At 64.8% G+C, this 20,565-nt stretch carries 21 protein-coding genes and 1 tRNA gene; 10 read left to right on the top strand and 12 right to left on the bottom strand.

Annotation, left to right across the window (positions count from 1 at the left end; translation table 11 throughout):
• A complete protein-coding gene (locus tag AB0N89_RS02635; protein ID WP_364199425.1) occupies window positions 1-1,629 on the bottom strand; it encodes a GMC family oxidoreductase N-terminal domain-containing protein in 1,629 nt (542 codons plus the stop codon).
• Window positions 1,630-1,947: 318 nt separating this feature from the next.
• On the opposite strand from AB0N89_RS02635, the gene AB0N89_RS02630 reads away from it, so the two are divergent.
• Window positions 1,948-2,085, top strand: a complete 138-nt coding sequence (locus AB0N89_RS02630) for a hypothetical protein (protein WP_364199424.1) — start codon at window positions 1,948-1,950, stop codon at window positions 2,083-2,085.
• Window positions 2,086-2,148: 63 nt separating this feature from the next.
• Here AB0N89_RS02630 and AB0N89_RS02625 read toward each other — a convergent pair whose 3' ends face one another.
• Window positions 2,149-2,988 carry an LLM class F420-dependent oxidoreductase gene (locus AB0N89_RS02625; RefSeq protein ID WP_364199422.1) on the bottom strand — a complete coding sequence of 280 codons (840 nt, stop codon included), beginning with the start codon at window positions 2,986-2,988 and terminating at the stop codon, window positions 2,149-2,151.
• A 174-nt stretch (window positions 2,989-3,162) separates the two neighbouring features.
• On the opposite strand from AB0N89_RS02625, the gene AB0N89_RS02620 reads away from it, so the two are divergent.
• Entirely contained in the window at window positions 3,163-3,507 is a 345-nt protein-coding gene (locus AB0N89_RS02620) for a hypothetical protein (protein WP_364199420.1), read from the top strand.
• Here the strand turns inward: AB0N89_RS02620 and AB0N89_RS02615 are convergent.
• Window positions 3,500-4,156 carry a S1 family peptidase gene (locus AB0N89_RS02615; protein ID WP_364199418.1) on the bottom strand — a complete coding sequence of 219 codons (657 nt, stop codon included), beginning with the start codon at window positions 4,154-4,156 and terminating at the stop codon, window positions 3,500-3,502. The genes AB0N89_RS02620 and AB0N89_RS02615 overlap by 8 nt on opposite strands.
• Before the next feature lie 42 nt (window positions 4,157-4,198).
• Window positions 4,199-5,221, bottom strand: a complete 1,023-nt coding sequence (locus AB0N89_RS02610) for an LLM class flavin-dependent oxidoreductase (protein ID WP_364199416.1) — start codon at window positions 5,219-5,221, stop codon at window positions 4,199-4,201.
• Window positions 5,222-5,495: 274 nt separating this feature from the next.
• On the opposite strand from AB0N89_RS02610, the gene AB0N89_RS02605 reads away from it, so the two are divergent.
• A tRNA-Leu gene (locus tag AB0N89_RS02605) sits at window positions 5,496-5,579 on the top strand.
• On the opposite strand, the gene AB0N89_RS02600 is transcribed toward AB0N89_RS02605, so the two are convergent.
• The 5 genes from AB0N89_RS02600 to AB0N89_RS02580 all read right to left on the bottom strand — a co-directional run bounded on the left by AB0N89_RS02600 (window position 5,561) and on the right by AB0N89_RS02580 (window position 10,947).
• A complete protein-coding gene (locus tag AB0N89_RS02600; RefSeq protein ID WP_364199415.1) occupies window positions 5,561-7,318 on the bottom strand; it encodes a recombinase family protein in 1,758 nt (585 codons plus the stop codon). The genes AB0N89_RS02605 and AB0N89_RS02600 overlap by 19 nt on opposite strands.
• A 147-nt stretch (window positions 7,319-7,465) precedes the next feature.
• A complete protein-coding gene (locus AB0N89_RS02595) occupies window positions 7,466-9,595 on the bottom strand; it encodes a cell division protein FtsK (RefSeq protein ID WP_364199413.1) in 2,130 nt (709 codons plus the stop codon).
• Window positions 9,588-10,289, bottom strand: a complete 702-nt coding sequence (locus tag AB0N89_RS02590) for a hypothetical protein (protein ID WP_364199412.1) — start codon at window positions 10,287-10,289, stop codon at window positions 9,588-9,590. The genes AB0N89_RS02595 and AB0N89_RS02590 overlap by 8 nt, the downstream gene beginning before the upstream one ends.
• A complete protein-coding gene (locus tag AB0N89_RS02585; RefSeq protein ID WP_364199410.1) occupies window positions 10,286-10,615 on the bottom strand; it encodes a hypothetical protein in 330 nt (109 codons plus the stop codon). Before AB0N89_RS02585 ends, AB0N89_RS02590 begins: the two co-directional genes overlap by 4 nt.
• Complete coding sequence (locus AB0N89_RS02580; RefSeq protein WP_364199409.1) at window positions 10,612-10,947, bottom strand: WhiB family transcriptional regulator; 336 nt, start codon at window positions 10,945-10,947, stop codon at window positions 10,612-10,614. Before AB0N89_RS02580 ends, AB0N89_RS02585 begins: the two co-directional genes overlap by 4 nt.
• 344 nt (window positions 10,948-11,291) lie before the next feature.
• Between AB0N89_RS02580 and AB0N89_RS02575 the strand changes: the two genes are divergently transcribed.
• The 3 genes from AB0N89_RS02575 to AB0N89_RS02565 all read left to right on the top strand — a co-directional run bounded on the left by AB0N89_RS02575 (window position 11,292) and on the right by AB0N89_RS02565 (window position 13,720).
• The gene (locus AB0N89_RS02575) at window positions 11,292-11,672 is read left to right on the top strand and encodes an XRE family transcriptional regulator (protein ID WP_364199407.1); all 381 of its coding nucleotides are present in this window, start codon (window positions 11,292-11,294) and stop codon (window positions 11,670-11,672) included.
• 144 nt (window positions 11,673-11,816) lie between these two features.
• The gene (locus AB0N89_RS02570; RefSeq protein WP_364199405.1) at window positions 11,817-13,373 is read left to right on the top strand and encodes a transcriptional regulator; all 1,557 of its coding nucleotides are present in this window, start codon (window positions 11,817-11,819) and stop codon (window positions 13,371-13,373) included.
• Entirely contained in the window at window positions 13,370-13,720 is a 351-nt protein-coding gene (locus AB0N89_RS02565) for a signal peptidase I (protein WP_257487374.1), read from the top strand. Before AB0N89_RS02570 ends, AB0N89_RS02565 begins: the two co-directional genes overlap by 4 nt.
• On the opposite strand, the gene AB0N89_RS02560 is transcribed toward AB0N89_RS02565, so the two are convergent.
• Both AB0N89_RS02560 and AB0N89_RS02555 read right to left on the bottom strand, forming a co-directional pair.
• Window positions 13,709-15,181, bottom strand: coding sequence for a helix-turn-helix transcriptional regulator (locus AB0N89_RS02560; RefSeq protein ID WP_364199403.1), 1,473 nt, complete (start codon window positions 15,179-15,181; stop codon window positions 13,709-13,711). The two genes, AB0N89_RS02565 and AB0N89_RS02560, sit on opposite strands and share 12 nt — an antisense overlap.
• Before the next feature lie 188 nt (window positions 15,182-15,369).
• A complete protein-coding gene (locus AB0N89_RS02555) occupies window positions 15,370-15,651 on the bottom strand; it encodes a hypothetical protein (RefSeq protein ID WP_364199401.1) in 282 nt (93 codons plus the stop codon).
• Between the two features lie 365 nt (window positions 15,652-16,016).
• Here AB0N89_RS02555 and AB0N89_RS02550 point away from each other — a divergent pair, with 365 nt between their 5' ends.
• Window positions 16,017-16,367: a helix-turn-helix transcriptional regulator gene (locus AB0N89_RS02550; RefSeq protein WP_364199399.1), complete on the top strand. Its 351-nt coding sequence runs from the start codon at window positions 16,017-16,019 to the stop codon at window positions 16,365-16,367.
• 200 nt (window positions 16,368-16,567) lie between these two features.
• Window positions 16,568-17,428, top strand: a complete 861-nt coding sequence (locus AB0N89_RS02545; RefSeq protein WP_364199397.1) for a helix-turn-helix transcriptional regulator — start codon at window positions 16,568-16,570, stop codon at window positions 17,426-17,428.
• A gap of 47 nt (window positions 17,429-17,475) precedes the next feature.
• Here AB0N89_RS02545 and AB0N89_RS02540 read toward each other — a convergent pair whose 3' ends face one another.
• Window positions 17,476-18,258 (bottom strand): NaeI family type II restriction endonuclease, encoded by a 783-nt coding sequence (locus AB0N89_RS02540; RefSeq protein WP_364199395.1) that lies wholly within the window; start codon window positions 18,256-18,258, stop codon window positions 17,476-17,478.
• On the opposite strand from AB0N89_RS02540, the gene AB0N89_RS02535 reads away from it, so the two are divergent.
• Together AB0N89_RS02535 and AB0N89_RS02530 are read left to right on the top strand one after the other, a co-directional pair.
• Window positions 18,253-19,431 (top strand): HNH endonuclease, encoded by a 1,179-nt coding sequence (locus tag AB0N89_RS02535; RefSeq protein WP_364199393.1) that lies wholly within the window; start codon window positions 18,253-18,255, stop codon window positions 19,429-19,431. The two genes, AB0N89_RS02540 and AB0N89_RS02535, sit on opposite strands and share 6 nt — an antisense overlap.
• Before the next feature lie 123 nt (window positions 19,432-19,554).
• The gene (locus AB0N89_RS02530; protein ID WP_364199391.1) at window positions 19,555-20,424 is read left to right on the top strand and encodes a hypothetical protein; all 870 of its coding nucleotides are present in this window, start codon (window positions 19,555-19,557) and stop codon (window positions 20,422-20,424) included.
• Window positions 20,425-20,565: the final 141 nt, after the last annotated feature.

The raw sequence follows: 20,565 nt of genomic DNA, 5'->3' as shown, positions 1-20,565 counted from the left end.
TCAGTTGTCCGAGAGCACGAGCTGCGCGCCCATCTCGCCGATCATGATGGCGGGCGCGTTGGTGTTGCCGCCGGTGATCGACGGCATGATCGAGGCGTCGCAGACCCGCAGTCCTTCGACGCCGCGGACCTTGAGGTCGGGACCGACGACGGCGAGTTCGTCGACGCCCATCCGGCAGGTGCCGACGCCGTGGTAGACCGAGGTCGCGCGGTTGAGGATCGCGTCGCGCAGCTCCTGGCCCCGGAGTGCCTTGCCCGGGTGGAGCTCTTCCTTGATCGAGCCGTTGAACGCCTTCGAAGCGAAGATCTCGCGTACCATCTCCGAACCCTCGCCGAGCACTTCGAGGTCGGCCGGGTCGGACAGGTACTGGAAGTCGATGAGCGGCGCCGCCGTGGGATCGGCCGAGGCGAGCCGCAGTGTGCCGCGGCTCCTCGGGTAGATCAGCGTGGTCAGCACGGTGAGCGCGGGCCGCTTGTCGACGTCGTGCCGGATCGGCGCGTCCTGGTTGGGCGTCACGTACGCCCACGGCAGGAGGTGCAGCTGGAGGTCGGGCACCGAGGCCGCCTGGGAGGTCTTGAGGAACGCGACCGCCTCGAAGACGGAGTTCGCCAGGAAGGTCGTGCCCGGCTTCATCAGCTCTTTGACCATGCCGGTCGCGAAGTACGGCGGCGTGCCCTTGTTCTTGCTCGACGACGCGCGGAAGGTCAGCGCGTGGAACATGTGGTCGTGCAGGTTGTCGCCGACCGGCAGGTCCGCGACGACGTCGATGCCGTGTTCCTTCAGGTTCTCGGCGTGGCCGACCCCGGACAGCATCAGCAGTTGCGCGGAGCCGACGAAGCCCGCCGAGAGGATGACCTCCTTGCCCGCGCGCAGGGTGCGCCAGCTTCCGTCGGCGTCGACGACCTCGACGCCGACCGCGCGGCCGTTCTCGATGAGGACCTTCTTCGCCAGCACCCCGGACTGGACCTGCAGCGTCACCGGCGCGAGACCGTGGATGTAACCGCGCGAGGCGCTGTAGCGCAGGCCGTCGGCGGCGTTCTGCTGCATCCGGCTGACGCCCTCTTGCGACTCGGCGTTGTAGTCGTCGAGGATCTCGCAGCCGATCGCGTCGGCGGTCGCCTGGACGAACTGCAGGGTGCCTTCCTGCGGGATCTTGTTGCGGGTGACCCGGATCGGCCCGCCCGCGCCGCGGAACTCGCTCTCGCCGTCCTCGAAGTCCTCCATCCGCTTGTACGCGGCGTTGACGCTGTCGGCGTCCCAGCCCTCGTTGCCCTCGGCGGCCCAGGAGTCGAAGTTGGCGCGGTTGCCGCGCACGTAGACCATGCCGTTGATGGAGCTGGAGCCGCCGACCACCTTGCCGCGCGGCACCGGCATCCGGCGATCGAGAACATGTTTCTGTGGCACCGAGTAGTAGCCCCAGTCGAAGGGCTTCTTGAGCTGGGGCACCGCGTGCATCGGCCCGACCAGCCCCGGCTTCTTGACGAGCATCCGCTCGTCGGTCTTCCCCGCCTCGAGCACGATCACGCTGGCACCGGACTCCGCCAGCCTGCCCGCGATCGCCGCACCCGAGCTGCCCGATCCGACGACCACGTAGTCGGCCTCGTCGCCGCGCGCAGCCCTGTTCGCCATGTCCGCTCCTCGGTCCGCCCACCGTCCAGAACTATAACCTGTTCTAGTTCGGCCACCGTATAGCGAGACCGGCCGGTTACGCAATGGCGCTTCTCGCTGTACACGCGGACCACTTAGTCGCATAGTTGAAAACTGGACCTAATCCGATTATTCCAGCCACATCACCGGTCGATCATGGCTGCGAAATCCGTAGCGACGATCGCCGCGAACAGGCATTTCCGACGAGCTGGATACTTTCGGTAGTCTCGCCTGTTGCCAGAGTGACCACGCCTCCGTAAAGTGATTAATCGCAAACGCTTCGACGGGGAGGGTCGACGGATGCGAGGGGTCGTACTAGTGGCCTTGGCGGGCACCGCCGTGGCCTATGTCGTGTTGACGCTGGAATTCTGGGTCTTGCTCATCGGCTTCGGCGCCTGCGCCACCGGGGTCCTGACGGGCCTCGCGCTGAAGAAATGACCCTGGACGCGCGAACGGCCCGCACGCGGACGCAACGTCCACGCGCGGGCCGGGTTCGTCCGCTCAGCGCAGCGGTTCGAGAGCCTTCGCCAGCGGCTCCAGAACGGCGGGAGTGTGGGGCGGCGGCAAGTAGATGATCGCCAGGTCGAGACCCACCTCGCCGAGGGCGGCGGCGTCCGCGGCGACCTTGGCGTAGTCGCCGTCCGCGCCGAGGCGGACGTGCGAGGACAACGTGATCTCGCTCGGGTCCCGGCCGATGTCCGCGCAGTGACGGTGCAGGACTTCACGCTTGTGCGCGAACTCTTCCGGTGGGCCGCCGACGAAATTCCAGTGCTGGGCGTACTTCGCGGTCGTGCGCAGGGTCCGCTTCTCGCCGCTGCCGCCGATGCAGATCGGCGGGTGCGGCTTCTGCACGCCCTTCGGTTCGCAACGGGCGTCGGTCAGCTGGTAGTGCTGCCCCTGGAACGTAGTGGTCTCCTGGGTCAGCAGCCCGACGAGGACCTCGCAGCCCTCCTCGAACCTGTCGCTGCGTTCTTTGACGGTGCCGAGTTCCATGCCGTACGCGCCGGATTCCTCCTCGTTCCAGCCGGCGCCGATCCCGATCTCCAGCCGTCCACCGGAAACGATGTCGAGCGTCGCGGCCATGTTCGCGAGCAGCGCCGGGTGACGGTAGTGGATCCCGCTGACCAGCGTGCCCAGCCGGAGCCGTTTCGTGGCCTGGGCGAGCGCGGTGAGGGTCACCCACCCTTCCAGGCACGGACCGGTCGAATCGGAGAAAATGGGATAGAAATGGTCGAAGGTCCAGCCGGATTCGAAGAGTTCGATCTCGTCGGCGGCCTGCCAGACGGCGAGCATGTCGGACCAAACGGTGTCCTGGGGCGAAGTCTTGATGGCGAATCGCATGATCTTGATCGTAAACCTGGAGTTCCTCGAGCATCGGTCACCGATCGAGGTCGGCCGACCCACGATCAGGTCCGCCGACGGCACCGGCGAGTGGACGTGACCGCGAGACCTATCGGAGATGTCGATCTTCGTCTTAACGTCGAAGGATCCCGACTTCCGAAAGGACGCATCCGCATGCGCGCACGTAGCGTTTTCCTCGCTGTCACAGGGGTTCTCGCCCTGCTCCTCACGATTCCGACGACCGCCTCCGCGGCCGAAGGCGAATTCAGTTACCGCTACTACGACGAACACGAAGAGATCCAGGTCGGCTATCTGATCGACCCGCCCAGTGGTGTGTGCATCGAAATCCCCGAGATCGCCGACTGGGACGTCGACGCGTTCCATCCGCGCAACTTCACCGACTCGACGGCGGTGGTGTTCATGGACGACGACTGCTCGAGCGACGCCTTCTTTTCACTCCGCCCCCACGGTGGCCGCGGGTCGGACAGACTTGTGCTGCGCTCGGTGATCTTCAGCTAGCCCCGGCGAGGATGGTCAGCCCGTAGGCCGACAGGACCCGGTTGACCGGGGCGAAGTACGTGGTGCCGCCGCTGGAACAATTCCCCCTGCCGCCGACCAGCACCCCCTGCGCCTGTGTTCCGCTGACGAACGGCCCGCCGCTGTCACCGGGCTCGGCGCAAACGGACGTCCGGGTCAACCCGGTCAGCGTTCCGCCGGGGAAGGTGACCGTCTGGTTCTTCGCCTGGATGACGCCGCAATGCCAGCCGGTGGTCGGGCCGTACCGGCACACCGAGGCGCCGACCGGGGCCTCCGCCGAACCGGCGATCGTCACCCGGCTGTCCGTGGGAGGTATGGATCCGACGAGCCGCCAGTCGGCCGTGTTGGTCACCCGGATGACGATCGCGCCGGTCGGTGGAACCTGGTCCGCCACGACCACTCCGACGACGCGACCCGCGCTGCGGACGGTGTCGCCGGGCCTGCCGCAGGCGGAACTCGCGATCAGGTAGCCGGTAGCGCCCGAGACGGCGGCGAATCCGGCCGTACACCGGGGCTGCAGCACGCTCCCGCCGCCGAGCGGGGCGGGAGCGTGCGCTTGCGCGATGGGTGGCAAGGCCAGGCAGAGAGCCAGGACCAGGCAGGGCAAGGAGCGGAATCGGGGCAGCCTCATGGGACCCTCCGATGGCCGGGGATTGCCTCGATTCTAGCCCGTTCAGCGCCAGCCGAGCTCCGGCGCCACATGCGTGAGGATGCTCTCCAGGACGTGCGCGTTGTACTCGACGCCGAGCTGGTTCGGAATGGTCAGCAGCAAGGTGTCCGCGGCCTGGATCGCCTCGTCCGCCTTGAGCTCCCGGATCAGCTCGTCCGGCTCGGCGGCGTAGGAGCGACCGAAGATCGCCCTGGTCGTCTCGTCGATCATGCCGACCTGGTCACGCGAGTCACGGTCGCGGCCGAAGTAGGCGCGATCGAGGTCGCTGGTCAACGCGAAGATGCTGCGGCTGACCGACACCCGCGGCTCCCGCTCGTGACCGGCTTCCTTCCAGGCTTCGCGGTAGGCCTCGATCTGCTTGCGCTGCTGGACGTGCAGCGGCTCCCCCGTCTCGTCGTCCTTGAGCGTGGAACTCTGCAGATTCATGCCCTGCTTCGCCGCCCAGACCGCAGTCGCGTTCGAACTGGACCCCCACCAGATCCGGTCACGCAGCCCCTCGGAATACGGCTCGAGCCGGAGCAGCCCCGGCGGATTGGCGAACATCGGCCGCGGGTTCGGCTGTGCGAAGCCCTCCCCGTCGAGCAGCTTGAGGAACACCTCCGTGCGCTGCCGGGCCATGTCCGCCGCCGTCTGCCCCTCCGCGGGCCCGTAGCCGAAGTAGCGCCAGCCGTCGATCACCTGCTCCGGGGATCCCCGGCTGACACCGAGCTGGAGCCTGCCGCCGGAGATGAGGTCGGCCGCGCCGGCGTCCTCGGCCATGTACATCGGGTTCTCGTAGCGCATGTCGATCACGCCGGTCCCGATCTCGATCTTCGAGGTCCGGGCCCCGATCGCCGCCAGCAACGGGAACGGACTCCCCGCCTGCCGCGCGAAGTGATGGACACGGAAATACGCGCCGTCCACGCCGAGCTCCTCGGCCGCTACGGCCAGGTCGATCGACTGAAGCAGGAAGTCGGCGGCGGACCGGGTCTCGGAGTGCGCACTCGCCGACCAGTGGCCGAACGAGAGGAAGCCAATCTTCTTCACGCCCGTGTAAGCGCCCGATGACCGGTTTTGATTCCCCGCCGATCGCCCCCTACCCGCGTCGCACACCCTCGCCGTCTATCACTGTTCGTCACCGCTCGTCACTTTACGCTTTTTACGTCTCCGACCTGCAGACTTGCCCTCACTGCTCACACCCTCGGAGCCCCGAACGGTGCCACAGGGTAACCGATCATCATCTCAATGTGTGGCTGCGTGACCATAAGTACCCCCCTGATTAAGGGCCTCCAGGCGACGTATACTCTTCTCACATCAGCAAGTCCGAGTGGCGGAATGGCAGACGCGCTAGCTTGAGGTGCTAGTGTCCTTAACGGACGTGGGGGTTCAAGTCCCCCCTCGGACACACGCATTAACCCTACGGGGTGGGCGGATGGTCACATCGACCGTCCGCTCTTTTGCGTTATAGACCATCTCCAGGCCGATCTCGCCGTAGAGCTCCTGAAGTTTCCTCGGACTCGCGTTCCCGACCTGACGCCCCAGCTCACCGAACGCGTCGACCATCGCTTCGAGTTCGGCTCTGCCGATCGACTCCTCAGCCGGAGCACGCGCCAGATCCTCCTCGGCGGCGTCGCTCTCCTCCTTCGCCCGGTTCAACGGTTCGATCAGAGCTCCAGGATCCGCACCCGCTTCGATCGCCTCCTGAAGTCTTGTGAGTCGAGTCTTGGCCTGCGAGAGCCGCCGCCGCGCTTCCTCTGATCGCTCCGGATTCACAGCGACCTCGCCCGCCACTCCGAGCATCGCAAGCACTGTCTTCTCGCGTTGCTCTGGAGAGAAGACCTGACTGATGTACCCGTTGACCGGCTCGATAACGGCAGCCTCGGGCAGGTACACGTTCTTCGGGTGATCCGCGAGAGCCGGCGAGCCGGGTACGAGTGTCCGCGCCGCGCACCGGTAGTAGATCCGGCTCTCGCGGGGCGTCCCTTCCATCTTGCGTAGGCAGTGCCCGCACCGAACCCGGCCGCGGAACGCGTACACCCACTTCGTGGCCCGAGGTCCGCGCTCCAGCTTCCGGCGAGCAGCCAGGCCGCCCGCCGCCCGTGACCGCCTGAGCAACTGGACTTCAGTGAAATCCTCGACCGACACGATCTTGGGATGCGCAGGCTTACGCGAACGCACGACACGATCCGGTGCCGCCCTCCGGAACCTGGTCACGTTGCCCGCTGCGACATCATCCGGGTTCAGCAGCATCTCTTGCCGGGACCATCGCCCGAAGAACGCATAACCCGTGTACCGAGGGTTCTCCAGAATCGACCGGATCGTGCTTCCTTGCCAGCCGTCCGCGAGTCGATGGCGGTTCTGATCCGGCCGCCGCGCGGAGGGACACGGCACGCCGTCACGATTGAGCCCGTTTGCGATCGCCCGATCCCCCTTGCCGTTCAAGTACTCCTCGAAGATTCGCCGGACGACGTCAGCCGACTCGTCCGGCACCAGCACTCGCAGTCGAAAGCCTTCGGCCGCCTTCCTTGGGTTCGGGTGCGGACCGGCATCGGTGACGACATACCCGTACGGCGCTCGCCCTCCCTGATGTCGCCCTTCGTTGAGCACCTGAGCGTCCATCGCCGCTCGCACACGAGCTTGAACGTGCTGCCGTTCCGACTCGCTCATCCCTCCGAGCACGCTCATGAGCATCTTGTGTGAAGGGTTCCGCGGGTCGAACCTCCCACCCAGTTCAGGAACCCACAGTTCGACCCCGTAGGCAGCGAATCGAGGCGCGATCAGAGAGAACTGGTTACCGAACCAGCACCGTGTTCCCTCACCGACCACAACCGCGTTCCAACTGCGCCGCGGCTCCTTCAGCTCGGCAAGTAACCGCGAAGCCTCCCGTCGTCGTTCCCACGGCACCGAACGCGACTGCCCGATGTCGAAGAACTCAGCCGCGATGTGACCGCCCATCGGCTCGACGAACTTTTGAGCGTTACCGAGCTGCCAGCCAAGAGACGTCTCCGGGTCTTGGTTGTCCTCGGTCGAACATCGACCGTAGAACGCGACAGCGCCGATCCCGTCGTCGACCGGCTCAACAGCCTGGACGCCCAAGATCTCGTCCAGCGCCGCCCACGGATCATTGATGAAATCAGCCTTCATGCTCGGCCCCCTCTGTCCGGTCCAGCAATTGAACCTCGCTCAGCTCGATCAAGATCGCCAGGAGTGCACGGGCAGCGGCTGGCGTCACTTCGAACATTTCACCTGGCAGAGTAACCTTAACTGGCTCCGCACTTGAAGGGCTTGCACTCATACCCGGCCACCCCCGCCGCCGTTACCGTATTGCCTGGTCAGCTCGTCTACTGCACTCTTGATTTCAGCTGTCCGGTATCCGCGAACCTGCCGTGTCTCGCCGCTTTCGGTCGTGATCCGATCCCGCGTCGGCCGGCATCCCACCTCACTCATCTGCTGCGCGAGCGTCATCCGATCGATCTTCAACGCATCCAAGAGCTCCGCAGTCGGCACGAACTCGCGCCCCTCCGGACCAAGGTCGTCGCCGAGGTAGTCGACAATCGATGCGAACGGTTCAGGCAGCTCGCCAACCGCGTCACTGCCGCCACCTGTACCGATTTCCTTGACCACCAAAGCGTGGTCGAGCACTGGCGTCAGGTCCTGGCCTGCCGCGTGCCCGGTCAACGTTCCCGCTGCTTCCCGCAGCGCCCGCCCCTGCTCGCAGATCGTTCGCCAGTCTTCGTTCGGCATGTAGTAGGTCCGGACGGTCATCGCGAGCACATCGGCTCCGGCCGCAGTGTCGCCGTCCGGGCGCAGGATCCCTACGCCTTTGTGCGACGGCAGCAGACGAGACGAATCGAACCCGCGCGTGTTCATCTGCTCGCCGAGCACGATGTTCGAGTCACGCCAGTCCATCACCCGGAGCGCGAACCGCGAGCCGAGCACCGCACGTAGGCCGGACGGAATCGTCTTCGAGTCCGGCCGCTGTGTCGCCAGTACGAGCACAACTCCGGCAGCTGGCCCCTTCTTCGCCAACCACGTCAGCAACTCTCCGACGTACTCGCCCGCTGTCAGTCTCTTCCCCTGCACCTCGATAGATGTGCGGTCCTCAAGCGGAACTTGGACCTCATCGATGAAGATCGCCGTAATCGGCATGTCCAGCGCCTTATCGCGAGACATCTCCGGCGTAACCTTCGACTCCGGGCACGTCAGGTCATCGAGATCCCGCATCCGCCGAAACCTCGACTGAACCTCTGCGACCAGCTCGGCGAGCCAGCCGATGAGGGCCAGGACATGCTCGGATTCGTCGCCCGCCATAAACCGATGCGCGACCTTGCCTGCCGAGTCCCAGTCCTTGCCCGCCTTGAAGTCCGCGACGTACAGCCGCACCCACGCGTCCAAGATGAGTCCAGAAGCGGCGAGCCTCGCAGCGAATGTCTTGCCCTGTCGCGGAATCGCGCCCACAAGCAACGACGTCCACACCAGAGGGAGATCGATCCGTCGATCCCGCGCGTCTCGCCCGAAGGGAACCGGACGCCACGCATCCCACTGGGCCGCCCCGAGTAGTGGCGTCCGTAGCGGAGGCGACGCGTATGGGTCTTCGTCGGCAACCCACATCGAGACCCGACCAGCGTGACCGCCGTTGCCTCGGACGCGTTCCACGATGAGCTGCACCTCATCGACCGCCAAGGCGGACGCGAGCGCGTCCCGGTTCTTCACGACATCCGCGGCCTTGCGGGTGGCGGGAAGGTCGACTGTGACGGCCCAGCCATCGCCAACCCGCGTTGCCCGCTCGACAAGCCTCAGCGACTCGTCCTTGCCGATGAGCTTCGCATCCCGAAACGCGTCCACCAGCACCTGCGGGTCCATCGTCCAGGTCAGCGTGCGCGGACCTGCGAGCGCAGGTTTCCGTCCTGGACTCCCGTCCTTACGTCGACCGAGAATCGCCAAGGCGATCGAGCCACCAGCTCCCGCGATCCACAGTGGATCGGCTCCGTACAGGAGATCCACCATCGCGACCGCCAGAGCAACGCCGGCGAGCACCAAGCCCGTGACTTTCCAGCGGAACAGCGTGAGCCCGCGGATCTCTGTGAACTTGTCGGCCAGCTTCTCGGACTCCTCTGCCGCAGCCCGATAGTCCCGCACCGTCACCCAGCCACGCCACCAACGCGCGCCAGCCACTCCCCCTCGGACAACCGCCCCGAGGAAGCGCACGGGCGACATGACCAGACAGGCAACCGCGTCCTTCGCGGCCTGAACCGCTTGCGGCTTGTTCTTGAGCCACAACGGCACGCGCCGCGAATGCAGCCACCACATCGCCAGCCGGTTGCGACGTGCGCGCCGACGCGGTTGCGGCAACGTGTCATCGACCAGCTCGCCATCCAGCACTGGATCTGCCTTCACTGGTAGTGCGCCCGACTCAGTCATCGGCCACCTCCGCGCGCAACGCACGCGCCAACCGCGGCGACAACCCGCGCGAACATCCGGTCGCCTGCCGAATCCACGCCGGCGTGACGTCGACATCGGGTGTCCAGCGTCGCCGAGCGTCGGCCAGGTAGTCGGCGAACAGCTTCCGGCGCCCGGAGTTCATGGACTCGCCCTGAACACCTCGCCGTTCACCGGCAGCCACGATGGCAGCATCGGTCAGCTTGTCGCGCAGATCAGTGATCGCCTCGACCGCGGCGAAGACGACCAGCGGAGGCACCGAGTGCAGGACGATCGCCGCTGGATCTCCATTCGCATAAGACGTCCACGTGTTCATGACGTAGGTAGCGGCGAGCGTGAACCACTTCGCCCGCCGAACCCATCCACCGGTGCGAACCTGGTACCGGGCAGTCACCTGCTCCGCGCGAAGGATCGCTAGCAGTACGAGAGACACCGTCGGGTCCAGGACCCACGCAGCCAGCCACGGCAGTGACCACGGCCTGGTCCCAGCCGAGGCGAAGGTCTGAACGTTCGTCATCGTGAAGGCCAGCCCGAGCACAATCCCCGTCCAGCACATCCAATCGACCTGCCGACGTACCCGTTCTATCCGGAGCGCCACGACGTCCGGATCGGTCTCGTACGCCCGTACCTCTGCGGCCTCGGCCGCGTCCTGGGCCAGCTGTTGCGCTCGTGTCATCGGCGACCACCCCGCTTCGAGGTGTCGACGGTCGTCACGGTCATAGCGCGAGTCAGCGCATGAGACGCGAACAGCGCGGGTAGTCCGAGTACCGCGAGCCGCAGCCACGTGCTGCTCGGATGCGAGATGACGACCCACTGAACAGCCACGATCAACCCAGCGTTGAAAAGAACGCGGCCAGCCAAGGAGACCAGGCGTGCACCGCTGCGCGTCTTCTCTGCCGCGGCTTTCGCCCGGCGAGCGCCGGCCCGCCAACCCCAGAACAGCACGACCAGCACGCCGACTCCGGCGAGTATCTGCGTTGGCGTCAAGGTGAGGCCGTTCATCGCGCACCTCGCTCGACCCGTTCACCGCGTCGAAGCCAGTGCGGATGAAGCTCCCGGCGATCGTCGTCGGTCATCCCGCCCCAGACCCCGGCTGTGTCCGCCCCGGCAGTACGCAGCTCCAATTCCAGACACTCGTCCCGGACCGGGCATCCTCCGCACAGTCGGTCGGCGAGCTGCTGATCGGCCTGCGCCGGTGGCGGTTCGTCCTCCGCCGAAGGCCACATGCAGACCCCTTCGCTGGTGACGATGGCGGTCAGGACGTCCGAGGGAATCCACCGCAGGCGGTCCAGCCGCCACGTGATCCCGATCAGCCGGAGGTCATCGGCGTGCATGCCGCACCTCCGTCCTGCTTCGTGGTGCCAAGCAACCGAGCGAGTTCGGTCGACGACACCCGCAGACCAGACCGCGAGCGAATCGTCCTCAGCTGCCCGGTACGGATCGCCCGACTCGCAGCAGAGCGCGAAACACCCAGAATCCAGGCGGCCTGCTGAATGGTGTGGAAAGTCATTTGCGAGTTCATAAGAAAGACCAATCTGATGATTTCAAGACTATGTTGTTGATTTCAGCGCTTTGAAACGCGCGTTCGTCCGACGCGCCGCCGCGAATGCGCTAGGCGACGCGATGAAAGCTCGATGAGCCGCTAATCTCAGCGCTGAGGCGGAGCGCGGAGGGATACGTGTCGGAAGACTGGGCGGCAGTCGCGAAGGCGATCAACATGCGCGTCAGCGAACTCGGCTGGCGGCAGCGCGAGCTTGCTGAGCGGTCGCACGTGTCGCAGGCGATAGTGCGCGAGTTGCAGCACCACACCGTGGAGCGCCGCCGGAGCGCCCGCACGCTCGAAGCCCTGTCGACGACGTTGGGCTGGCACCCGCAGCATCTGTTGGCAGTGCTGCAAAACCGCACTCCACCGCACCCAGACGAGCCGGCCGACGACGGGCATGATCTCTGGCCCCGACTGGACGCTCTCGAGCAGCGGATGGCTGAGCTCACTGAGCGTCTCGAAGACATTCAGTCGAACCTCGCGATCGTGGTCGAGCATGTCCGTTCGAAGCGTTGAAGGCGGGCGATTCGGGCTGGTGATCCAGGTGATTTCCATACCTAGAATTCAAGGCCGAATCAGCGCACGATCCCATGCACAACCAGTGCGGGGGCACTGCACAACCACTGCATATCCGCTGCACATCGACTTTTCAGCGCGCCGATGAGCCGGGCCAGCGAATGGACCGGCCGATCAGCGTCGGCACTTCAAGCCGCACTGAGGCTGAGCAATGAACGGTTTGCCGAAAAGCTAGGTGTTGCCGCGCGCACCGTGGCGTCATGGCGCAAGAAACCGGACTTGGTCCAGCAGTCCGAGATGCAACAAGTGCTCGACACCGCATTCGAACAAGCGTCGGCGGCGGAGCGTGCACGCTTCGCCGAGCTGGTCAGCGAAGCGCCGGCCGCTCAGGCAGCATCGGGCGCCGGCGAGGACGAGCGACTCACAACAGATCCGCACATCGGGGCAGCTCTCGAATGGCTCGACCGCTCAGCCCGCTGGACTCCCGGCACGGCTCGCCGCGCGGTCGCTGCGCGCGTCGCCGACGTGTCCGTCCAAGACCTCCACAACCGCGGAACCCGACGGAGTTGGGTGAGCCAGCGGGAGGTCGTCGACGCTCTCCGCCAGTACTACGGGCATCAAATCGAGAATCACGGTCTGTACGGCGGGCGAATCGGCGCTGCCACCGTGAACACCAGCGTCCTGACCTGCGCCGATTGGCTGGATGTGGCCTGCGAGCTACGACCAGAGCAAGAGCGGTTCACGGCGACGAACGCCCGGCCGGATGCGAGCCTCGAACTCGATGAACGCGCGGCGGGTCTCGCCGTTCAGCGCCTGGCGGAGACGCTGGCCATGAACACCCGTCTCGTGAACAGTCCGATCTACCGCCTGCTCGGCGCGGACATCCGCAAACACCAGCTCGGCGGTTCGTTCGGCGTCACTCACTTCGCGCACTACGCGCTGACAATGGACCTGCTCGAAGGCGAACTCATGGATGCCATCGCGGCAGACTCACCGTCCATGCCACTTCGCGACCGACACCTACCTGACCTTCGATCAGTGCTCGACGTCGCCAACCGGCTCTGCGCGGGAGGCGTACTCGCGCTCACCGCCATCGCCCGCCCGGCCGACCCCTACCGGGGCGATGCCGATTACCTGCTGCTCGTCCAGGAACGTTCAGGCCATGTTCTGAACGCCGCGCGACGGCTCGCAGTGATCCCGAAGGGCTTCCACCAGCCACTGACCGACGTCCGCCGGGACGCTCAGGTGGGCGCCACGCTCCGGCGAGAGCTGGAAGAGGAGCTGTTCGGACGCCCGGACATCGACAACACGCTCGGCGAGATGCTGACAGCGGATCCCATGCACCCGGCACGCCACTCCGAACCGATGCGCTGGCTGACCGGGCAACCAGAGCGGCTGCGGATGGAGTCGACAGGTTTCGGCCTGAACCTGGTCAGCGGAAACTACGAATTCGCCAGTCTGATCGTCATCGATGACGAGGAGTTCTGGCAACGCTACGGCGGCATGGTCGAAGCGAACTGGGAATCAGCGACACTTCGTCAGTATTCAACGACCGATACAGATCTCGTCACCGAGCTACTGAGTGATGTAGCGTGGAGCAATGAGGGACTCTTCGCGATGATGCAAGGTCTAAGGCGCCTGGCGGAAATCGGAGGAGAACGCGTGAAGTTGCCGCCGATCGAATGGGAGCTCAGCAAGTGAGCGACGGCTGGACCGCCGGAAACGCCAACGAAGACGCAGCTGACACCCGCGGCTGGTTGGTCGGGCACTTCATCGACCCGTCCCAGGGCGTACGTTCGTCGAAAGACGTAGAAGTCAAGTGGGCCAACCATCCTGCAGGCGACAAGCGCCCAGAGTGGACGTCCGACGACCAGCGGACCACGCTCGTGCTGCTCATCTCCGGCGAGTTCCGCGTGGACGTCACCGGCGGCGGCAAGACCATGACTCGGCAAGGTGACTACGTCATGTGGGGGCCAGGAGTCGACCATTCATGGGAAGCAATCGCGGACTCGGTTGTCATGACTGTGCGCTGGCCTTCAGCGACATAGTTCAACGCTTGGAACTGTCAGCCGATCGCCACCAATTTCAGCGAGCCGGCGCAACCCCTGGAGCAGCGAGAACAAACCTTCATTGCTCCACGATTCATCGGCAATCAGTCTGCCGATCAAATCGCCGTCGAGCGTCGAATACGAGCGCAACTCAGCCGACTCCCAATTTGCCTCGACCTCGCCGCCGAAGCGAGACCAGAACTCTTCGTCGTCGATGACGACCAAGCTGGCGAACTCGTAGTTCCCGCTGACGAGGTTGAGACCGAACCCGGTGCACTCCATCCGTAGCCGCCCCGGCTGCTCGGTCAGCCACCTCATCGGCGCGGACAACCTGCGCGGATGCATCGGATCGGCTGCTCTCTGGCTGCCCGCGGTATTGTCGACGTCGACCCGTCCGAACAGCTCGTTCTCCAGTGCACGCCGCAGGGTCGCTCCGATCCGAGCATCCGCGCGTTGATCGGTCGATGGCCGATGGAACGCCTTTGGGATCACGGCCAAGCTACCGGCCGCGTTCAGCACGTTCCTGGACCGCTCCTGAATGAGCAGCAGGTAGTCGCGACCACCGCGATACGGATCCGCGGGCCGAGCGATCGCGGTCAGGGCAAGCACACCGCCCGCACACAGCCGGCCTGACAGGTCGAGCACCGTCGCGACGTCCGGCAAGTACTTGTCTCGCAAGGGTGCGTGACCAGGCCGCAAGTCTCTGTTTACCACCAGCATCTCGGACAACTCGCGCTCAAGCAGATCCAAGGTCAAGGCGTACTCGACGAAAGGCACGACGTCCAAACTGCCCGATAGGGCGCCACCGCCCATATCGAACTCCGCCAGACGGTAGATCGGCACGTCAGCCACCCGAACGCCGCCTTCAGCCGCTTCCGCGAGCCTCCCAACGGCCGCTTTCTCGTTGATGCCGCAAGAGTGGCTCTCAAGGCCAGGCCCCAGAAGCAGCTGGTCGTTCTCCGGCGTCAGCTGGCAGCTCAGGTCCAGCCACTCTGACCGACTCAGAATGCTGGTCCGGACGCCTTTCCCTCCGTAACGCGCTTGGTAGAGCGCGTAGTCGGCAGGCAGCTCGCCGTAATAGCTCGCCAACGCGTCGGCAGCACAGCTTCGATCGATCCGCGGTCCAGGTTGCCGATCTGGCGATACACGTGCCCCTACCCGTTCGCGCGTAGTGCCAGGGCTCCAACCCACGCGACGATCCAGCCAGCTGAACGCAGGCTCAAGCTCGTGCGGCAGATCAGCCGCCGGTGAGCCCTCGATCAGCACGCGCAACTCGTCCTGGGAACGTCTCAGCACTCTCGCCAGCTTCGGCCGCTGAAACGGCAGTGGCGCGAAGTCACCCGCCTCCCAGCGGATGACTGTCCGGCGATCGACGTCCATGATCTCGGCGAGCTTCTCCTGGCTCAGCCCCACAGCCTTACGAGCTGAAACCAGCCCATCGCGTCGTCGGACGCCGACCATCGTTCACCTCGCGCTGCTTGACTTGCAACTCAGCATACCAACCATATGTGCAGGTGATGACGAAGTATGCCACCGACCTGTCACTAAACTCCGACACTTCCGCCCTGGTCTCTCTCCGTTGATCCAACTTTGATGATTTCAACACAACGGACGGACTCAGGAGCGGCGAGATGAGCGGAACAAGCAGGTCACGGCGTCCCCGCCTTTACGTTCGCTGGTACCGCTGCACAGGCGACAGCCTCGATCACGCCGTCACCGATGAAGCGTTCGCCCAGGGGCTTGAACTCCAAGAGGGCTGTTACCTGGCGGTCTGCGGTCATGTCGTCCTCATCGGCTCGTGCCTCGCACCGCCTGGACCTCCATGCGTCGCGTGCGTCGTGGCGCTCCGGATCCTCGACCACCCCGCCAACCCCACGGCTGAGCCCGGACGACACCGGAAGGCTCACCGCTGGTGCCGTCTCCTCGGCCACCCTCAGACTCCGGCCGTCCCGCAGTCGCGCCCACGTCAACGCGCGTGTGCTACCCCCGAGCGGGACGGCCGGACCATTACGTCGGTGGACGCGGGACGACACCGCGCCCACCATTCACGACGTGCAGCAGACCCCCTAACTACGAGCCAGCTGATCATCGCGCCATCCTCCGACCCTGCGATTGAGCCCCGATATTCCGCGCGCCAGCTCCCTCGCGGTGGTGTCGCAGCGCAGAGCGCAGCCAGGCGCGGCGGCGACCCCTCGGCCCCTGGCAGATTTGACCTGCTGAGAAGCCCAGCCGGATCGACCCCAGCGCTCCGCGTCTGCCACCCTGACTCTGCCGCACCGGCGGACGGCGAGTGGTAATGCAGCCGGCACGCCCTGCGGTTCCGTCCTCTCACCTCGACCTCGATCCGCTTCTCCTCTTGCCGGTCCGGCTGTTCGTGATGTGTCTTCTCGCTGACCTGCACTGGTACGAAGACGCGGTTCTGGCGAACGCTCTGCGTGTCAAGCCGACCGTTGTCGCTCTCCACGTCGAGCGCCTCGCCGCGGCTGGCTACGTGTCCGTCCGGGTCGCAGGTCGCCGCACCAAGTTGCGCCTTACCCCGCTCGGACTCGACCGACTGACCGCACACGTAACTGCCCTCCAAGCCGTCGCCAGCACAGCCGCGCAACTCGTCACCGCACGACACGGCGGTCCTCCTTCGCCGACGTGACGGTTGACCGTTACCTCTCGAAACTGCCCTTCCCAGAGCCGATTCACGGCCGACGTGACGGGCGCGGAGCAAGCTGACACAGCTGTCACACACGCTGTTTCTGCAGGTAGGCCGCTATCTCGTGCCGTCACAGCGCCTGTGACGGCCTCATGCCCTCGCGGGACGACCCCGTCTCCCGAAACGACCTTGAGCAGGAACCGGTGAAAGCGAAGAAGACACCGCAGCTGTCGACCGCAAAGCAGAGGGAGCTCGGCGCCGAGCTACGGCGAATCCGCACGCGCGCCGGCTACCTCGCAACCGACATGAGCCGCATGCTCGGCTGGCCCGCCTCCACCATCTCGCGCTTGGAAAGCGGCCTCCGCAACTACCAAGCCGGCGACATCGCCATCTACCTCGCCCGAGCGAAAGCCACCCCACAGGAACTCGACGACCTGGTAGCCCTCGACCGTCGCCCCGACGACGGCTACCAGGTCAGAAGCCACCCCGCCGGCTTCCCCGACGAGGTCCCACTTATCAACGTGCTCGACACCGGCAGCCAGTCCATCACGACATACGACCCTGTCGACATCCCACGGAAACTCCAGATCGAGCCCTACATACGCGAAGCGCTCGCCAGGGTCGGGCACGAGGGCGGAACCGCCCTCGATACGACAGTCCGCGCTCGACTTGCTAACCAGCCCGCCTCCCTAAAAATGCCGGGACCCTTCACCTTCTACGTGCACCAGAACACGCTTGACCTGCCCGGCCAGGACCTCTCACTTGCACACGAGCAAGTGCTCCATCTTCTGCTCGTGTCGTCGCTGCCGAACTTTCGCATTCACCTTGTTCCCACCGACTCCGCTATCGTCATGGACATCTGCACGAGGTTCACGATCTACGAACATGATCAACATCGTCCGGTGCTCCACCTCCAGCAGCTCACGACAAGCCTCTTCCTGGAAAACGACCGTGACGTCTCGTTCTACGCTGGGCTGGTAGAACGCATCGCCGACAAGTCCTTCACTCGTCAGCAGACTCGGAAGTGGCTCACCGACCGCCTGGCCAACCTCGAACGGCGATGACGATCCAGCCTCGGCTTCGACAAGGAAATGCCCGGAGAGATGAGGTACTAGGTAGCAAACTTGTGTTGCGGCACGGCGACCCAAGCTTCGTTGCTGAGATCGTAGCCAAGCCTTGCAGCTGCTTGAAGATCCGCCTTCCAGGTTCCTACCAGGACAACGAGGCCATGCGCTGCGAGTACGGCAGGTTTGCTTTCACGTGCTCTTTTCAAAGGATCTCCGAGGCCGGCGCCCACCGTCGTAATAGTGGTCCGCGGGATCACCTGCTCTGGCAAGTACCCGAACAGCGCGATCATCCGCTTGCGCATGCCATCGGGGCCAAACACCACCCGAAGCTGTTCCGTGCTCAGCAGGCGCAGTGGCTCAGGCGGCAGTGGAGTCCACGGCACGACCTCAAGCGCGTAGTCGCGGACAGCATCGGCCCGCGGCGAACGTTTAAGGTCGCGGTTGCCCTTCTTCCCGGTGAGCCACGCTCGATGGGTGCGCATTAGCAGGGCCTGGAAGCGGTGCTGCTTGGCGTCGATCTGGATCATGAGGGTGATCTCGCACTGGCCTTCGCGCGGGATCATCCAGGTGTTCCTGACCGTGCCCTTGATCTCGACAGGGATGTCCAGAATCGTTGTATCGAGGGGTGGCTCCTTCCGCAGCTCAAGGTACTGAATCACGTGGTACTGAAGCTTGGTGCCCACGGATGAACGTTCGTCGGAGTCGACCTCAGGGCTAGTGAGGTCAAAGCGCCAGGTGCGCGCGCCATCGAGTACATATCGGATGGCGTCGTCGACTGCGGATCGCAGCAGGTCAGTGATCGGTCGCATCTTCAGCCACACATGCACAGCCTGAAGGTCAGCGTCGTCTTCTGGAGCGATGATGGGGTGCGCTGGCTGAGGACCCGCCTTCCGCGGATCGGGCTGGCAGAGCTGGCCGGGTTCGGGTACCGGGGGCGTCGTCACTACCCCTTCTTAGCCGGCTCGAAGCTGTCGGTGGTGCAAGTTAACGTGTGTGCCGTGAGCCTTAGCGACATTACTCAGGATGCCCTTCTCGCAGCCATCAGGGAGCACGACGATCTCGGGCGCGAAGGATTCCTCGACCGGTATGGCTTCGGCCAGGCGCGTACCTACCTGCTGGTACACGAGGGTAGGGAGTACGACTCGAAGGCGATTGCCGGCGTTGCCCATGGCTACCTGCCAGGCAGAAATGCCCTTCCTGCCTCCGAATTTTCTGGTGGACTCGAAACTGTCGTGAAGCTGCTGCAGGACCGCGGGTTCGAGGTCCGGCCGCAGCGCAGTCCAGTCTGGCTTGAGGCTGAGCTGGTCTTGGCTTGTGACGTTGTCGCCCGGAATGACTGGCGGCTGGTGCGCTCGCATGACCCACGTGCCGTGGAGCTATCGCGACTTCTGCAGTCACTGCCACTACATCCGCTGGAGTCGCGAGGGCCGACCTTTCGCAATCCCAACAGTGTGCAGCGCAAGACTTCGGACATCGCCACCCAGCACCCGGCGTACACCGGTAAGCCGACCCGTGGCGGCAAGCTCGACCGGGAGATCCTGCAGGCGTTCCTGGATCACCCCGCCGAGATGCATGCCCAGGCCGAGGCGATCCGGGGCGGCATCACGACCGGCACGTTGTCCGAATTGCCCCTCGCTGCGGACCTTGACGAAGAAGAAGCGATCAGCGAGGGGCGCGCCCTGCTCCTGCTTCACCTGCGGCGGGAGCGGAACCCTCGCCTGCGCGCGAAGAAGCTCGAAACCGTTCTTGCCGCGAGGGGCAGTTTGGAGTGTGAAGTCTGTGGGTTCGACTTCGAGCGCACCTATGGTGACCGGGGCGCCAGGTACGCGGAGGTTCACCACGTGGTCCCGCTGCACGTCACGGGGGCCACGACCACGCGCCTGCAGGATCTCGCTGTGCTCTGCGCCAACTGCCATCGCATGATCCATCGTGGCCGGCAGTGGCTTACCCCACCCGAACTGCGTGACCTGGTTGAACAGCGGAAAGTGTCACCCTGCTAGCGCCGTCGCAACGCGCCACGACAGCTGGATTCGCATCGCCGCCTTCTAGCAATCGCCGAGATTTTCTCGGCCCCTGGCGCTAGGTTGCCGGAACCGGGTTCACACGGCGAGGGGACAGTAGAGATGGAGACCACCGCAGACGAAGTACGTGACACTTTCCTGGTCACCCCCCAGGCAAAGGGCGTGTACCTCAGCTGGGAAAACAACCCAAAGCGTATCGCGCATGGAGTTGTATCGACGATGCGCGACCACGTCACCAAGGAAATATACAATTGCACTCTTGATACGTTCGAGTGGGTTAAGGAGAACCACGCACACCCTCTCGAAGGTATCAAAAAGAAAGACATTGCACACATTGACCTAGCAAGTAACTGGGAGCCGGACTTCGCGTTCGTGCATCTTTTTCACCTGCTGATGGAAGATCTCGGCCGACCGCCCCTCTGGAGCGAATTCGACAAGTTCGCTTACGAGACGGACGTCGGCCTGAAGATGTTCGGCTCCGAGCGGCTGGAGCGCCAAAAGAGGATCTACGAGCTGGAACTTAAGCGTCTAAGGGCGGAGCACCCAACGTGGAAGGGGCTCGAGCACAAGGCAAATGCCCTCGCGAAGGGATCGCTCGACTGGCGGGTCGGACTCGCCTACTACGGGTTCATGCGGGAGATGTACACCGCCGTGGCGCTCCGTGAACGAGGACTCGACGTCCGCGTGCACCCGCTCGCCGATGCGAACTTCCGGGCCGACGCCTGGATCGGCCAGAGCATCCTGAGCGTCTTCGTGATCAACCCGAAGTACAAGGTCGAAGACCAGCAGCATGCCGAAAAGTTTCAGAAGGGCCGTAAGAAGGCCGTCGAGGAACTCTTCCCCGGAAACCTGTTTGACTTCGTTGAGCTGACCATGGAGAGCGCACAGGAGTACGGGAAGTTCCACTTCCCGACCGAAGCTTCCATCGGCGAGGTCGAAGGCTTCCTTCGGGCGGGCAGTCAACGGACCTGAACACGGCAAAGCACTGTACCGACAGCTGTTTCAGGTGGGCGTTAGAACCGCAGCCTTGCAGCAGCTGGCGCTTCCCTAGACGCGGTCAGCTTGCCGGAGCTCTTCCTAGGAGTCGTCGGCAAGCTGACCGCGGGGAGCCAG

The sequence above is a fragment of the Amycolatopsis sp. NPDC089917 genome (genome assembly GCF_040684635.1).
Classification (GTDB): domain Bacteria; phylum Actinomycetota; class Actinomycetes; order Mycobacteriales; family Pseudonocardiaceae; genus Amycolatopsis.
This window is presented reverse-complemented; position numbering and strand designations above follow the sequence as displayed.

What these genes read in the sequence shown, in the direction of transcription:
- AB0N89_RS02585 (WP_364199410.1), bottom strand. Translation starts at nt 10,615, where the DNA reads ATGAACGGCCTCACCTTGACGCCAACGCAGATACTCGCCGGAGTCGGC.
- AB0N89_RS02615 (WP_364199418.1), bottom strand. Translation starts at nt 4,156, where the DNA reads ATGAGGCTGCCCCGATTCCGCTCCTTGCCCTGCCTGGTCCTGGCTCTC.
- AB0N89_RS02535 (WP_364199393.1), top strand. Translation starts at nt 18,253, where the DNA reads ATGCACAGCCTGAAGGTCAGCGTCGTCTTCTGGAGCGATGATGGGGTG.
- AB0N89_RS02550 (WP_364199399.1), top strand. Translation starts at nt 16,017, where the DNA reads ATGCAGCCGGCACGCCCTGCGGTTCCGTCCTCTCACCTCGACCTCGAT.
- AB0N89_RS02560 (WP_364199403.1), bottom strand. Translation starts at nt 15,181, where the DNA reads ATGGTCGGCGTCCGACGACGCGATGGGCTGGTTTCAGCTCGTAAGGCT.
- AB0N89_RS02630 (WP_364199424.1), top strand. Translation starts at nt 1,948, where the DNA reads ATGCGAGGGGTCGTACTAGTGGCCTTGGCGGGCACCGCCGTGGCCTAT.
- AB0N89_RS02600 (WP_364199415.1), bottom strand. Translation starts at nt 7,318, where the DNA reads ATGAAGGCTGATTTCATCAATGATCCGTGGGCGGCGCTGGACGAGATC.
- AB0N89_RS02635 (WP_364199425.1), bottom strand. Translation starts at nt 1,629, where the DNA reads ATGGCGAACAGGGCTGCGCGCGGCGACGAGGCCGACTACGTGGTCGTC.
- AB0N89_RS02590 (WP_364199412.1), bottom strand. Translation starts at nt 10,289, where the DNA reads ATGACACGAGCGCAACAGCTGGCCCAGGACGCGGCCGAGGCCGCAGAG.
- AB0N89_RS02595 (WP_364199413.1), bottom strand. Translation starts at nt 9,595, where the DNA reads ATGACTGAGTCGGGCGCACTACCAGTGAAGGCAGATCCAGTGCTGGAT.
- AB0N89_RS02620 (WP_364199420.1), top strand. Translation starts at nt 3,163, where the DNA reads ATGCGCGCACGTAGCGTTTTCCTCGCTGTCACAGGGGTTCTCGCCCTG.
- AB0N89_RS02580 (WP_364199409.1), bottom strand. Translation starts at nt 10,947, where the DNA reads ATGCACGCCGATGACCTCCGGCTGATCGGGATCACGTGGCGGCTGGAC.
- AB0N89_RS02625 (WP_364199422.1), bottom strand. Translation starts at nt 2,988, where the DNA reads ATGCGATTCGCCATCAAGACTTCGCCCCAGGACACCGTTTGGTCCGAC.
- AB0N89_RS02570 (WP_364199405.1), top strand. Translation starts at nt 11,817, where the DNA reads ATGAGCCGGGCCAGCGAATGGACCGGCCGATCAGCGTCGGCACTTCAA.
- AB0N89_RS02530 (WP_364199391.1), top strand. Translation starts at nt 19,555, where the DNA reads ATGGAGACCACCGCAGACGAAGTACGTGACACTTTCCTGGTCACCCCC.